12 protein-coding genes are annotated in these 14,238 nt (G+C 65.9%); 5 read left to right on the top strand and 7 right to left on the bottom strand.

From position 1 onward, the window contains the following. Positions 1 to 19: 19 nt before the first annotated feature. Together Pla123a_RS24425 and Pla123a_RS02240 are read left to right on the top strand one after the other, a co-directional pair. Complete coding sequence (locus Pla123a_RS24425; protein WP_197527600.1) at positions 20 to 292, top strand: hypothetical protein; 273 nt, start codon at positions 20 to 22, stop codon at positions 290 to 292. Positions 293 to 602: 310 nt separating this feature from the next. Beyond that, complete coding sequence (locus Pla123a_RS02240; RefSeq protein ID WP_146583896.1) at positions 603 to 1,970, top strand: DEAD/DEAH box helicase; 1,368 nt, start codon at positions 603 to 605, stop codon at positions 1,968 to 1,970. Positions 1,971 to 2,107: 137 nt separating this feature from the next. Here the strand turns inward: Pla123a_RS02240 and Pla123a_RS02235 are convergent, their stop codons facing one another. Next, positions 2,108 to 2,914, bottom strand: coding sequence for a sensor histidine kinase (locus Pla123a_RS02235; protein ID WP_146583895.1), 807 nt, complete (start codon positions 2,912 to 2,914; stop codon positions 2,108 to 2,110). A gap of 321 nt (positions 2,915 to 3,235) precedes the next feature. Between Pla123a_RS02235 and Pla123a_RS02230 the strand changes: the two genes are divergently transcribed. Beyond that, the gene (locus Pla123a_RS02230; protein ID WP_146583894.1) at positions 3,236 to 3,502 is read left to right on the top strand and encodes a hypothetical protein; all 267 of its coding nucleotides are present in this window, start codon (positions 3,236 to 3,238) and stop codon (positions 3,500 to 3,502) included. 197 nt (positions 3,503 to 3,699) lie between these two features. On the opposite strand, the gene Pla123a_RS02225 is transcribed toward Pla123a_RS02230, so the two are convergent. The 4 genes from Pla123a_RS02225 to eutB form a co-directional block, all read right to left on the bottom strand. Then, positions 3,700 to 4,836, bottom strand: a complete 1,137-nt coding sequence (locus Pla123a_RS02225; RefSeq protein WP_146583893.1) for a PEP-CTERM sorting domain-containing protein — start codon at positions 4,834 to 4,836, stop codon at positions 3,700 to 3,702. 121 nt (positions 4,837 to 4,957) lie between these two features. After that, positions 4,958 to 6,259: a DUF1559 family PulG-like putative transporter gene (locus Pla123a_RS02220; RefSeq protein WP_146583892.1), complete on the bottom strand. Its 1,302-nt coding sequence runs from the start codon at positions 6,257 to 6,259 to the stop codon at positions 4,958 to 4,960. Positions 6,260 to 6,303: 44 nt separating this feature from the next. After that, complete coding sequence (locus tag Pla123a_RS02215; RefSeq protein ID WP_261342737.1) at positions 6,304 to 7,341, bottom strand: DUF1559 domain-containing protein; 1,038 nt, start codon at positions 7,339 to 7,341, stop codon at positions 6,304 to 6,306. Positions 7,342 to 7,637: 296 nt separating this feature from the next. Next, positions 7,638 to 9,902 (bottom strand): ethanolamine ammonia-lyase subunit EutB, encoded by a 2,265-nt coding sequence (gene eutB, locus Pla123a_RS02210; protein ID WP_197527598.1) that lies wholly within the window; start codon positions 9,900 to 9,902, stop codon positions 7,638 to 7,640. Between the two features lie 285 nt (positions 9,903 to 10,187). On the opposite strand from eutB, the gene Pla123a_RS02205 reads away from it, so the two are divergent. Both Pla123a_RS02205 and Pla123a_RS02200 read left to right on the top strand, forming a co-directional pair. Further along, the gene (locus Pla123a_RS02205) at positions 10,188 to 11,765 is read left to right on the top strand and encodes an arylsulfatase (protein ID WP_146583889.1); all 1,578 of its coding nucleotides are present in this window, start codon (positions 10,188 to 10,190) and stop codon (positions 11,763 to 11,765) included. Between the two features lie 532 nt (positions 11,766 to 12,297). Further along, a complete protein-coding gene (locus tag Pla123a_RS02200; RefSeq protein WP_146583888.1) occupies positions 12,298 to 12,693 on the top strand; it encodes a (R)-mandelonitrile lyase in 396 nt (131 codons plus the stop codon). A gap of 6 nt (positions 12,694 to 12,699) precedes the next feature. On the opposite strand, the gene Pla123a_RS02195 is transcribed toward Pla123a_RS02200, so the two are convergent. Then, entirely contained in the window at positions 12,700 to 13,029 is a 330-nt protein-coding gene (locus Pla123a_RS02195) for a preprotein translocase subunit SecE (RefSeq protein WP_146583887.1), read from the bottom strand. Positions 13,030 to 13,342: 313 nt separating this feature from the next. Then, positions 13,343 to 14,068, bottom strand: a complete 726-nt coding sequence (locus tag Pla123a_RS02190; protein WP_146583886.1) for a hypothetical protein — start codon at positions 14,066 to 14,068, stop codon at positions 13,343 to 13,345. Positions 14,069 to 14,238: the final 170 nt, after the last annotated feature.

Below are 14,238 nucleotides of genomic sequence, written 5' to 3'. Positions count from 1 at the left end.
AGGGAAGGAGCCATTCGCAATGGCAGCTAAGAAGAAGGTGGCCAAGAAGAAGACGGCCAAAAAGGCCGCTCCGAAGAAGTCGACTAAGAAGAAGGCCGCGACGAAGAAGAAGGCCGTGAAGAAGTCGACCAAGAAGAAGGCCGCGAAGAAGTCGACCAAGAAGAAGGCCGCGAAGAAGTCGCCGAAGAAGAAGGCCGCTAAGAAGGCGACCAAGAAGGCCGCTCCTAAGAAGTCGACCAAGAAGAAGGCTGTCAAAAAGACCGCCAAGAAGAAGACCGCCAAGAAGAAGTAGGCGGCTCTGTTTCTCTCCCCCACGGGATGAGGACCGCTCCTCACGAGCGTGTGAAACAACGAACAAATCAGGCCGGACGCCGCAGGGCGTCCCGGCCTGTTTTTATGCGCTGGGGCCCCCACCCGGCACGGGGGGCGCCTCCGTTGACCCAAACCCCTTACACTGCTAGGCTTACAGCGAATACACAGACTCAGCAAGCAGAGCAGTGTGGCGCAGCACCGGCGGCCGGGCCCCCAGCAGTGGCAGCGGCCGGGCCCCGGAGAGGAAAGCGTCACGCCCCGTGACAACGATCCTTTCCCAGCGAGCCAAAATGCCTGAAGCATCCCCCGCCCCCCAGGGCGACGGAGAAAACTCCAAAAAAGCCTCCTTCGACGACATCGACCTCTCTCCCGCCATGCGGGAGTCCCTCCGCCAGGCCGGCTACGAGCACCCCAGCCCGGTGCAGTCGGGCGTGATCCCGGTCGCCCTCACCGGCCGCGACGTGCTCGGCCAGGCCCGCACCGGCACCGGCAAGACCGCCTCGTTCGCGATCCCGATCCTCGAGCGGTTCGAAGAGGGCAAGTCGAAGAGCCCGTTCGCCATCGTGCTGGCGCCGACCCGCGAGCTGGCCGTGCAGGTGCGCGACGAGTTCGACAAGCTGGCCTACGGCCGCAAGATCAAGAGCGTGCCGCTGTACGGCGGCAAGCCGATCAAGGCGCAGATCACCAAGCTGGAACGCGGCGCCGACGTCGTGGTCGGCACGCCGGGCCGGGTGCTCGACCTGCTGGGCCGCGGCGCCCTGCGGCTCGACGAGGTCAAGATCGTCGTGCTCGACGAGGCCGACCGCATGCTCGACATCGGCTTCCGCCCCGACATCGAGAAGATCCTCCGCCGCTGCCCTACCGCGCGGCAGACCCTGCTGCTCAGCGCCACGGTCGACCCGGCCATCGAGCGGCTCTCCAAACGGTACATGATCGAGCCGGTCACGCTCGACTTCTCGCCCAAGACCAAGGGCGTCGACACGATCGAGCAGTTCTACTTCACGGTCGACAACACCCGGAAGTACGACCTGCTGCAGAAGCTGCTGGAGCGTGAGCAGCCGACCCAGGCGATCGTCTTCTGCCGCACCAAGCGGATGGTCGACAAGCTGCACCTGAAGCTGTCGCGGAAGAACCCCAACGTGGCGTGCATGCACGGCGACATGGCCCAGAACGTCCGCGACCGGGTGATGAAGCAGTTCCGCGCCGAGGAGGTGAAGCTGCTGATCGCCACGGACGTCGTGGGCCGCGGGATCGACGTCTCGAGCATCTCGCACATCTTCAACTACGACATCCCCGAGTCGGCCGACGACTACGTGCACCGCGTCGGCCGCACCGGCCGGATGGGCCGCGACGGCGTCGCGTATACGTTCGTGAACAGCGAGCAGGGTGGCGAGCTGACCCGCATCGAGCAGCTGATCAACAAGCTGCTGATCCGCGGCGAGATGGAGGGTTTCGAGGCCGTGCAGTCGGTCGTGCCGAAGGCCCAGCAGCCGGCCGTGCAGTTCTTCGGCATGGCGCCCCCCACCGGCTCGACCCCCAAGCCGGAGCCCGCGCCGCAGCCCGCCGCGGAGCAGGCGCCCGCTGAAGACGCCCCGCCCCAGGACCCGCCGCCCAAGGCGCCGCCGAAGAAAAAGAAGAAGCACCGCCGGGCGCTGTAGAGCGTCTCCTCGGAGCTTCGGGCGCCGGGGGCGCCCCCGATCGGGAAGCCCCCGTGATGGGCCTCAACCGGCCCGTACTCCTCCGGGGCTTCCGCTAACGCGGAGCGCCCCGGGCGCCCCCCTCACGGTCTGCAAGCCTAAGCCGGCACGCCGAGCCGCTTGACCGCGGTCGGCGCGGCCGCCTGCTCGGCGACCGCCGGCAGCTTCAAGATGAACGCGGCGCCGCGGCCCACGGTGCTCTCCACCCGGATCCGGCCGCCGTGGTTCTCGATGATCTCCTTGCAGGCCGACAACCCGACCCCCGCCCCGCCCTTGCCGCTGGCGTCGGGGCCGCTCTTGGTGCTGAAGCGGTGCTCGAAGATCTTCGGCAGGTGCTCCGGCGCGATGCCCGGCCCGTTGTCGCGGACCGTCAGGTCGACCGTCCCGCTCTGCGGGTCTTCGGCCACGCGGACCAGTATCCGGCCGCCCTGCGTCATCGCCTGCCGGGCGTTGGTCAGCAGGTTGATCAGCACCTGCTGGATCTGGGCCCCGACGACCATCGCGCGGCGGTCGGTCTGGATGTCGGTCTCGACCTGCACGCGGTACTTGGCGAGCTCGCGCTCGAGCAGCACGAGGGTCTCGCCGGCCAGGTCGGCCAGGTTGGTCGGCGCGGCGTTGGCGCCGCGGTTGCGCGCCATGCCGAGCACGCTGTTGGTGATCTTCTCGGCGCGGGTCCCCGCGCTGAGGATCTTCTCGAGCGCCCGGGTGCGGGTGGCGTCGTCGGTGTGACGCAGCCCCATCTTGGCGTAGTTGAGGATGGTGGTGAGCAGGTTGTTGAACTCGTGCGTGGTGGTGCTAGCGAGCTCGCCGATGGCCGCCATCTTCTGGGTCTCGAGGAGCTCGGCCTTGAGATCGGCGAGCTGCTGCTCGAGGTCGGACGGATTCGCTGGCGCACTGCTTGGCATCGTAGTCTCCGCCTGGCGTGGGGTCGTAGATCGGTCGGAAAGGTCACCGCAGCTTGCCGTGGCTCGCGCGGCGGGCTGTCTTGCCAAGCCGAATCCTCTTAACTTGTTGCCGCTTAACTGCTTACCGCTCCTCTAGGGCTATCGTCGATTCGCCGTGGGCAACCTTAGAGCGAGCGATTAGAATCCCCGCCGCCCCTCGCGGCGCGGCAGAACGTGTGAGGACCACACCCGCCGCGGCGCTCCGCGGAGGCTATAACGATTACCGCCGCTATCAAGCCGTGCGCAGCGAACTGCGCGCGGCAACACCAACAAGGCGCCAGCATGCACGCCGTGGAACTACGCAACCAAGCGGTCGCCGCCGCCAAGCGCGTCGGCATCGAGGTCCGGGAGGACTGGTTCGACGGCCGCGGCGGCGGCGTCTGCCAACTCAAAGGCCGGGCGATCCTGCTGCTCGACCTCGCCCAAACCGCCGACGAGCAACTCGAGCTGCTGCTCGCCGCGCTGCGTGACGAGCCGCAGACCCAGGAGCTCGAGCTCTCGAACGAGCTCCGCGCCGAACTGGCGGCGGAGCAAGCCCGGCCGGGCTGATACTGGCCGTTTCGGCGCCACCGCTCCCTTGGGCGCCCCGTGCCAGCAACAAGCCCGCGCACAGATCGCCAGCGACGCGGCGCCAGCGTTCCAACACGCGGGCCCCCGACAAAAAAGGGCCCCTGACAAGTCAGGGGCCCTTGGCATGCTTCAGGTTGATCCGCTCGCGAGAGCGGCGACCGCCCAGCGGCAACCACTCAGCGACGACGGCGGACGCCAAGGACGCCGGCGATGGCCAATCCGGCCAGACCCAGGGTGGCGGGCTCGGGGGCGGCGATGGAAGCGGTACCCGTCAGAATGGTCACGAACGGGTCGATGTCGAGCGTGTTGACCACCTCGTCCGTGTTGATGTCGGCCCGCTCGAGGCGGATGCCAGGATAGGTGGCGTCGTAGGACGCCGGATCGGTCAAGGCGAGCACAAACGGGTCGATGTCCAAGGTGTTGACAACGCCATCGTCATTGGTGTCGCCGACCAGACCGGGGGTGACGCCGATGGCGGCCTGGTAGAGCGCGATCGATTCTTCGACAGTGAGCTGACGGTCGAGCCACACGGCGATCTCATCGACCGACCCGTTGATCGCCTGCAGCGACGGGCCGCCGTCCGGGGGCGTGCGGGTGGCGATCTGGGCGTCCGACCCTGTGGTGCCCCAAGTGTCGGTGGAGTCACGCCAGGTGTCGACGCCGTAGTCAACGCCGTCGATCACAACAATAACGTCCTCAATGTTGTTGCCGTTGCGGGACGCGACGATGTGGTGCCACTCGCCGTCCTTCACGTTCACCGTGGACTCGGGGATGTGGAAGTTGCCTACCCCCGACCCGGAGGGGAGCCCCGAGGAGGGGAAGCCGTTAACCGCGGGGTTCAGGCCGATTCCAAGGTTGGCCGCGACGTCACCCGAGCCGCCTCCGAAGAAGATCTGGAAGCTGGTGTTGGGATCGGACTGGTTGTTGGTCCAAAACCGGTCGCCGCCCTGGCTGCCCCGCTCTAGGAACCAACCGGATACCGTCATCGTCGACGCCGCCATCGCTGACCCTGGCCCGATCCCGACCGACGAAAAGTCATTGGCGGCGAACGCCAGGTTGCCCTCGCCGAGTCCGGCTGCGGGTGGTCCCTCGGCGCCAACCATCCCAAAGCCTTCGCCGAACACGCCCTGGTGCGTGCCGTCCTGCGCCCCAATCAAGTCGGCGGCGGTGCCCTCGGTGGTCTCGTTCAGTCGCCAGTAGTGGCTTGGGTTGAGAGCGAGGACGGCCGCCTCGTAGTCGGCCAGCGCAGCGCTTGCTGTCAGCAGGCAGCAAACGCCCGCGGCAAGCGTGCTCAATTTCCAAGTAGTCTTCATCGCTGTGGCTCCGTGGTTGACAAAAGCAGACTGGGTGAATGCCGCGTGTCGTAGTTACAGTGCACGCAGGCGGGGGGGGGTGGCCGGGCTCCCGTATCGGGCGGCTCGACACTTGGGACGGTTAGAAGCTTTCGTTGATCAGTTCTCCGTCCGACTTGTGCGCGAGCAGGTTGAATGTCTCGAGGTCAACGTCGTACTTGACTCCCCTGACGGAGCCGTCGGCGAACGCGCAGTAGATCAATCCCGTGTGGGCCGCGCCGGCGGTCATCACGGTCGCGCCGCCGGAGGTGATTTCGGCGGAGTCGCTGGAGGGCTGGCAGGTCGCCAGCCGCAGCGTGTCGTAGTCCCACCCGTCGGACCAACCTGCGTCGTCGTCGGTGGCGTCGCCCGGGTAGCGGCCCACCGCGATGCGCTTCTCGCACAACACGATCGTATTGCTAGATCCGTCGGTGATCTTCGCGAACGTGGTTGGCTTCGGCAGCCCCAGCTTGCGCGCCTGGGGCGAGCCGCTGATGCCGGTCCCGTCCTCCACGTAGTAGTTGCTGCGGACGATCACCCCCTGGGTCGGGAACAGTTTGGGGAAAGGGCTCGATGGGTCATAGGTGGCCGTGCTGCCCTCGAGGTGGGTCGTGCTGCCGCCCCACATCAGCGGCGTGGCGCACATCTGACCATCGGCCATGTAGTCCGTGTACTGCTGGTCACTGCTTACCCGCGCTCCCCAATACAACGGTCCCCGGGTCCCGTTGAGCTGACTGCGACTAGGCGCCGCGACCAGCGCGGCGTAGTCCATCAACCACCGGCCGGTGACCGACGCCGCCGGATTGGGGTTCTGCGTTGGCCCGCGCCGCGAAGGGCAGAAGTACATGTTGACCGGGGTGAGCGGGAGTTGCTGCGACTGCACCAGGTTGTGCACGGCCCCCTCTTCCATGTACGGCAGGATCTGGAAGGCCCAACTGAGCCCCTGCTTGGGGGCAGTAAACGGCCTGCCGCCTGACGCGTAGTCCTCGATCCGGGGCCAGGGGTCGACCCCCCCCGACGGGAAGATGCTCAGCGAATCGACGTGCGTCTGCAGCGCCAAACCCATCTGCCGCATCTGATTGCTGCACTGCGTCCGGCGTGCGGCCTCGCGAGCCGACTGCACGGCCGGCAGGAGCAGTGCGATCAGGATGCCGATGATGGCGATCACGACAAGCAGTTCGACCAGAGTGAAGGCGCCGCCGCGGCGGGCGGCTGCCCCTCGGGAGCAGGGGCGGCGCTGCCCAACTCCTGCACGCCGCCTAGAGTCTCCAGGCTTGCTCGAGTCTCCAGGCTTGCTCGAGTCTCCAGGCTTGCTCGAGTCGCCAGGCTTGCTCGAGTCGACAGGCTTGCTCGAGTCGACAGGTTTGCTCGAGTCGACAGGTTTGAGTGTGAAGTGTGACTGCATAGATGGTAAATCGGTTGAAAGTGTTTCAGCCCCTCGGACCGACGCTAGGCGTCATTACCGCCGCCTAGCGAGTTCCAGACTTCGGGGTCGACATCGAAGCTCACGCTGCTGACCGATCCATCGACACGCGACGCGTTCAGCCCGCCGGAGTGCACGGAACCAAACCTGAAGGTGCTCGACGGCAACGGGCCCCGGACTCCGGTTTCGCCCTGCTGATCCGGCCACGGCATGCCGAGCGCCTCGCCGTTGCTGTTTACTTGTGAACTCGCCCACCGCACGGTGTCCCAGTCGTACCCCTGGTACATCGAGTTGTTGTCGTACCCCACGAACACTCCGTGGTTCAGATCATGCAGCGTTGTGTGCAGCCAGCGTTCCCCGAACAATAGCGTCTTGGACGTGCCATCGGTGATCCGGCGGAGCGCCACGCCGTACCGCGCAACGACTGGCCCGTTGCTCTTGAACGCCTCGGCGCGCGACGCCAGACCGGGGCAGGCAGGGTAGTCGACCAGGCACGACTTCGCCGGCCCACTCGTGACATTGGCGCCCCCCTGCCCGGGCAACTGGTTGCCGCCGTTCGCGGCGTAATCGGACTTCGCCACCAGGCTGTCCGCCGGCTGATCGGAGTTGTGTGAGGATTCTGGTCCGTACCCTAGGCCAACGGCGTGTCGGCTCGGGCAGTAGAACATCGCGATTGGCTGTGTTTTTTGCCTCAACAGCGCGGCCTGCTTCTCGGACTCAGGCATCCCCTTGCCGACCGACGCCACGCCCGGCTCCTCCAGGTAATCGAGCAGCGCGAAAGGCCACCCTCCGGGTTGAGTTTCCCCGACCCCGCGGTCGGGATCGCCGGTCCACTTGTAGCCCCAGCCACCCGAGGGAAGTATCTTGTGCGCCGACTCGTGGTTCAGCGCTCCAAGCGAGAGCTGCTTGAGCTGGTTGATGCACTGCGTCCGCCGGGCAGCCTCGCGTGCCGATTGAACCGCGGGCAGCAGCAACGCGACGAGAACCCCAATGATCGCGATAACCACAAGCAACTCAACGAGAGTAAATCCCCGTTGTGGCCGGTTTTCCCAATGGAATCGCATTGGCGGTCCTTCAGAGGACACGTCTGAGACCCACCAGTTCACTAGCAGGCGCACGCAGTGCATCGCGTTGTAGCGGTTGCTGATCGCCCAGTCAAGAAAATTAAGCGCCGTTTAGGCGTACGGTTGCATGCACTACCCATTGGCTGCAATGCACTGCTGGCCGAAAACCGCCGCGATAGAGTGGGCCACTCCAAACGACAAGGGGTGGCGGTTCCTTTTCGACCATATCGCGTGATTCTGCTGCTCGAAAACTCGGACTAGCTGCGCGTCGAGCTGGCGGCCGCGTAGCGTCGCGACTAACCGAGCGGCGCCAGCTGTTTGAGGATCCGCACGGTGTCGGCCGCGGCCGTCGCAGGCGGCAAGGCCGTGTCGGCGATACCCGAGACGACCCGCGTCACGTTGTGGTCGGTCACGCCGGGCTTGGCCCAGGCGCCCGCCGGTTGGCCCGTGATGTACACCGAGAACGCGTGGTGGCCCGAGCCGGGCCGCTCGCCGATAACGTGCAGAACGGCCCGCGCATCTTTGCTTGCTGGCAGCGAGCCGAACAGCTCCTCGCCAATCCGGTACCCCGCGCGCACCCGGCCGCCGGTGAGCAGCAGGTTCTCCGGCGCGGGCCGGTAGCCGGCCTCGCTAAGCTGCTGACGAACCTCCGTCAGGTACGGCGCGAGGTGATCCTTGTCCATCAGCGACAAGGCGTTCAGCCCGTCGGAGATCACCAGCTGCACGTCGTATTCGGCGGGACGGCCGCTTTCCGAACGCCCGTCGCCGGAACGCCGGTCACGGAGCCGCCGCACGGTCTGCAGCGACGCGTCGTCGAGCACCTCGCCGGCGGGCGGGTGGAGGATGTAGTCCGCACGGTCCTCGGTCTGCGAGCGGATCGGCACGGCGTGCGGCACGGCGGCGGCAAACGGAGCGCTGAGCTCGGCCCAGATGCACTGCTTCGAGTCCTCGTACAGCGTGCGGACGCGGCGGTCGAGCTCGGGCGCCAGCTCCCACGGGTGGCCGCCGTAGCCCTCGGCCAGCAACACCCCGCGGCCGCGGACGTTGGCCATCTGCTCGCGGGCCTCGGCCAGGATCTCCGCTTCGGCGCGAGAGTCGCCTTGCTTGCGTCGGTACTGCAGGTAGACCCAGGCGGGGTCGCCGAAGTGTTTGGTCGGTTGGCCCTGGTTGTCGATAACGCCGAGGCTTTGGAAGAACCGCCACATTTGGTCGTCGACCTTGTAGCCGAACTTCTCCCGCACCCGCACGTGGTCCTGGAACGCGGTGGTGAGGTAGCTCAGCATCGGGTCGTTCTTGGTCGGCAGCGCCATCAGGTACGCCGGGCAGGCCGGCATGATCTGGTCGACGCACCAGTCGAGGTCGTCGAGGTCGACCTCCATGTGCAGCGTTGAGCAGACGTCCAGGCCGATGGTCAGGCCGTGCAGCTTGCCCATCACGATGTCTTCCAGGCAGCACCGCACCAGCTGCTCGCGGTTGCGGAACACCTCGGGCCCGATGAACCCGGCGACGTCGTTCACGTGGACCCACGGCGCCGCCGCGCGGCCGGCGCGCTGCTGCGCACGACCGGCCTCCTGCCGCAGCGCCCGGGCGAGGCCGTACTTGCGCGACTCGTGCAGGACCATGTCGAAGCCCTTTCCGTGCCCATTGGTCGCGTCGGCGCCCTGGCCGGTCTCGAAGTAGAGGGCAAAGCGTCCGTCGCGGCTCTGGGCGTGGCGCACCATTTTGTCGACGCTGATGTCGAACGTCCGCGCGGCGTCCTCGACGCCGGCCAGACTCTGGAACCACTCGCCGGTCGTGCCCGGGTGTTGCTGTTCCACTTCAGCCTGCACGTCGATGTGGGCGAGCACGCAGTGCGGCAGCACGTCCTCGATGCCGAATGTTTCTAGGATATCGGCCAGCACCTGCTCGACCCGCGCGACCGACTCGACCTCGCTCGACACCGGGTTGGTCCCCAGCACGACATCGCCCACGGCGTACGCGAAGCCGTCGAACACCTGCCAGCGGATGTCCTCGGGGTGGTCGGTCGGCGAGTTCGGCTGGATCCGCGCGCCCATGTACCCCCGCGCGCCGACCTTCGAGCCCGGCAGCGGGTTGAATACCTTGCCGCCAATCGCAATCAGTTGGTCATTTGTGCAGAGCTTCACGACGCACGCGATGGCGTCGCTCGACAGGCCGGGCATGATCTGCTTGATCTGCTCTTCGCTCGACTCCAGCAGGAACGCCTTGAGCCGGCCCACCGTCCAGCCCGCCAGCTTGCGAGCGGCCTCGGGGTCCACCGCCTGGGCAATGTAGTCCGACTGCGCGTCGGTGAAGACTGGTTGCCGCTCGAGGTCGCCGATCCGGGTGTTGGCGAGCAGTTCCCGGGCCGCCGCGCGGGACGCGTCGTCGGCCGCGGCGACCCCTTCGGACTGGTCGCCCTCCTTGAACTCGTTGCCCGCGCCGAGCAGCCGGCGGTACGCGGCGAGGTCGAAGCCGCCCGCGGTGCGGTGGAGGTACGCGAACAGGTCCTCGCCGTCGGCGCCGAAATCGACAACGACTCCGCCCTCGGCTGCTGCAAGCACGTGCGGGCCTCCCCTGGCCAGAACAAGTGAACTGGCCCCCGCCACGCAACGCAGCAGGCATCGACGCCGCGTGATGGCCGTGTGTGGCTCTCTTCGCATCGGATGACGCCTCGGGTGGGTCGCGCGCGTGCGGGGGCTTGGTCGCCAAGCGATTCTACCGGCCGCCAGGCAGGGGACAACAACCCCGTGCGCAGAGCCTCCAATGAATAGTCGCCCTGCGGCAATCCGGGCTACAATGGACGGTCGCCGCCCTGCCCTGAATCCCACTGCCGAGCATCGCTTCCCATGAAACGCCTCACGACTCTGCTGCTCTTGCTCTGCTGCTTGCCCGCCGCGTCGGCCGAGCAGCCGCCGCGGTTCGACCGCTCGGTCCAGACCGCCGAGAACTTCGAGGCCGCCATCCCCCGTCCGCAGCAGGACCAGGCGGTGGCGGCCAAGCTAGCGCGCCTCCAGGCGAAGACCGGCCGGCGGCCCAACATCGTCTGGCTGGTGGTCGACGACCTGGGGTACGGCGACCCTGGCTGCTACGGCGGCGGAGCCACGGTCGGCGCGTCGACGCCCAACATCGACCAGTTGGCGGCCTCGGGCCTGCGGCTGACGTCGTGCTACGCCCAGCAGACCTGCACGCCAACCCGTTCGGCAGTCCTCACCGGCCGTCTGCCGGTCCGCACCGGCCTGGTGCGTCCCATCCTGGCGGGCGACAAGATCACCGCCAACCCGTGGGCCGACGAGGTCAGCCTGCCCGCCCTGCTGAGCGACGCCGGCTACTTCACGCTGCTGACCGGCAAGTGGCACGTCGGCGAGTCCGAGGGCATGCGCCCGCACGATGTTGGCTTCGACGAGTACTACGGCTATTACCCGGCGCAGAAGGAGATCTCGCAGCGCGTCGACGACCGCCGCTTTCCCGGTCTGGTGCTGAACCCCGAACGCCTGGCCGCGTTCGAAGCGGTCGGACCGTCCGACCGGCTCACCCACGGCCGCAAGGGCGGCCCGACCGAAGAGCTTGCGGCCATTGAGTCGACCGACGACATGGCCGCCGCCGACCAGACGCTCACCGACTTCACGATCAAGCGGATCAAGGAGCTCGCCGCCGGCGACCAGCCGTTCTTCATCGAGCACTGCTTCATGAAGGTCCACTGCGACAACTTCCCGCACCCCGACCACGCCGGCCGGAGCGAAGCCAAGTACCCGTACAAGGACAGCATCCGCGAGGTCGACGCGCAGGTCGGCGCGATCGTCGCGGCGCTCGACCAGGCCGGCGTGCGCGAGAACACGCTGATCTTCTTCACCTCCGACAACGGCCCGCAGATGGACGCCTGGCCCGACGCCGGCTACACGCCGTTCCGCGGCGCCAAGGGCACGACCTGGGAGGGGGGCGTCCGCGTGCCGGGCGTCGCCTCGTGGCCGGGGGTGATCCCCGCCGGCCGCGTGTCCGACGGGCTGTTCGACTTGATGGACCTGTTCGGCGTCGGCCTGAACCTGGCGGGCGTGGCTTCCGATAAGCTGCCCGGCGACCGCTACTACGACTACATCGACCAGGCTTCGTTCCTGCTGGCCGACGACGGCCAGTCGAAGCGAGAAACGGTCTACTTCTGGTGGGGTAAGGAGCTGATGGCGTGCCGCATGAAGGAGTACAAGGCGCACGTGAAGGTGGTCATCGCCGAGGCGCCGCACATGCACATCGACCTCGCCACGGTGCGCGACGTCGGCCTCGCGCCGTGGTTCTTCAACCTGTACCTCGACCCCAAGGAAGAGATGACCGTGGGCCACCGCCTCGACCCATGGATGGCGACCGTCAGCGGCAAGCTCAAGGCCCACGGCGCGACGTTTAAGAAGTACCCGCCGAAGAGTATTGGGTTGTGAGTGCCGGCCGGCGATAAATTGCTCGGTCGAATTGGCCAAGATCCGAAGTGCGCAAGCGAATACCCTTCGACGTTACCCCTAATTCTCTGCAAACTCTGGAAATACCCATGTTGCGACGAACTGCCGGCACTGGCGACCTAGTTGACACGCAAGCTCTAGGGTCGCGGGAAAGACCGCTGGCCGTACAGCTTGTGGGAGTAGGGATGCTTCTTGGTTCGGCGCTGTTGCTTGTCGGAGGCGCGTTGCGAACTCAATCGAACATGGTGACGGCCGGACTGTTGTTCCTGTCCATGGGAACGATCTTTTCGGCCAATCTTTTCCGCCGAATGATTGGGGTCCGTGTCGCGATTATCCTGCTTGCGGTGCTTGGCGTTTACTGTGCGTTGACAACGTAGGTGCTTGAAGACGCTGCTGCGCCGTGCTGCCGGCGGTACTCGCGGCCGAGCTGCGACGGGCTCTTGTAGGCGTCGTCGCTCCGTGAAGTCTGACTCGGTTTCGCTCGCGGCGCCAAACCCAGCCAACGGAGACCACCATGCAGATCACCCGCCTAGGATCCCAGCCCTCGACCCCCGGCCCCGCCGACTGGTTCACCGGCACGACGCGGATCGACCCGCTGTTCCAATCGCCCGAGCCGGCCCGCGCGGCGGCCGCCACCGTGACCTTCGAGCCCGGCGCCCGCACCGCCTGGCACACGCACCCCCTCGGCCAGACGCTGATCGTCACGGCCGGGGTCGGCTGGGCGCAGTGCGAGGGCGGCCCGATCGAAGAGATCCGCCCCGGCGATGTCGTGTGGTTCCCGCCCGGCGTGAAGCACTGGCACGGCGCCTGCCCGACCGTGGCGATGACGCACATCGCCGTGCAGGAGGCCCAGGACGGCAAGGTGGTCGAGTGGCTAGAGCACGTAACGGATGAGCAGTATCGGCGCTGAGGCGGGCTAACCGTGATTCCAACTCAGCCCCAGAGACACCAGGGAGTCGAAGCACGCCAGAGCAACGGCGCCAGCCGCGATGAACGCGATGCCCAGCACGGTGGCGCTCACCACCTGCCGGCGATCCGGCCAGGCAATCTCCGGGGCCTCGTGCTCCACGCCGGCGAGCAAGTCGGAGAACCTGCCTTCGCTGCACCAACGGAAGAACAAGAACCACAGGCCGAGCACCAGCCCGACCAGCAGCCAGGGTGGGTATTCGCCGCCAAAGAGGCCCCACTCGCTGACTACGATCACAGCGCATATGGAGAGCGCTGCGAAGGTGAGGCGACGGACCATGGAACAATCAATCAGTCGGGAAGAAGGATCCAACGCCTACGCGGCGGGCAGTTTGGCCCTTTCAGGAACCGGCGGCACGCAATGACATTCTAGTCGAAACCCACCGTAGCGGCAGCCTAGCGGAAAAGCTCGTAGCCCCCGGCTCTGCCGGGGGATAGCGTCACCGACGTTCAACCGTGGGCCAACAAGATTCCCCCGCAGAGCGGGGGGCTACGGGTCGCATGGCTGGCCAAACCCGTGGAGCAAACGCAAGCCCGCCACACAGCACGGATGGGATTCATATCAGTCCTGTCCGAGTCATCGCTGGCGACCGTTATCGCGACAGATTAGCACGACTTTCAGCCGCTTGAAGAACTTGATCCAGTAGCTGCTGATGCTCCTTGTTCTCCATTATTTCTTTCTGCGATTGCGCCCAGAGCACCCCAGATTCATTGCCTGCTGCGGCCAAGGCCCACGCTGCTCCTATGCGAGCGAAGTACCACTCATCTTCGTCATTCGCCTTGTTCAAGAGACAAGCCATTTGATTTGAGTTGAGTCTATCCGTTGGAATCTGATACAGAAGGTTACGGCGCACACCACAGTGAGAGTCAGCAAATGCCGCATAGAACATGTACGACAGGTCTCGTTCCTCAACAGGAACATGCTCGTACAGGTCAGCGACATAGGCTCGCGTTTGCCCCTCGGATACGTACGCCGCCATACCATCTTTAATCGCTTCCTGCAGACCACTGATCTTCGGCGCTTGCCAGTGCAAGAAATTCAGCCACACACCGTCTGCATCACTCAGTTCGATCATTACTTTCCGGTACAGGTTGAATCCTGTTTCAGACTCCCAATACGAGTCATCTTCTGCAACCTCCCGATACAACGGCGTAGGCCTCACGACATTGTCTTGGCCAATTGTCGACTTGAATTCCGCGTATATGGCCTTGCCGGTCCTGTCGATCGCTGGTTCGACTGAAGCGGCGCGTCGCTCTGCAGGGTCACCGTTGCATGACACACACAAGAGCGCGAGTCCAATGAGGGCCAGTCTGATCATGACATTCCTCTACCTACGCCTACTGCGAAATTGGATTAACTCGATCCAAGAAGTATAGCGGTAAACAGTACCCGGCCCACGTAGGAAGGCATAGTCTCCCATTCGGGCCGTCTCCGCGGCGCCCCGTTGTGCTACCATAAGGCAAACCGCCCCGCAGCTCCTCTCCGGGC

The sequence above is a fragment of the Posidoniimonas polymericola genome (assembly GCF_007859935.1).
Taxonomy (GTDB): domain Bacteria; phylum Planctomycetota; class Planctomycetia; order Pirellulales; family Lacipirellulaceae; genus Posidoniimonas; species Posidoniimonas polymericola.
The sequence above is the reverse complement of the archived record's forward strand: the minus strand, read 5'-3'. Positions and strand labels throughout refer to the sequence as shown.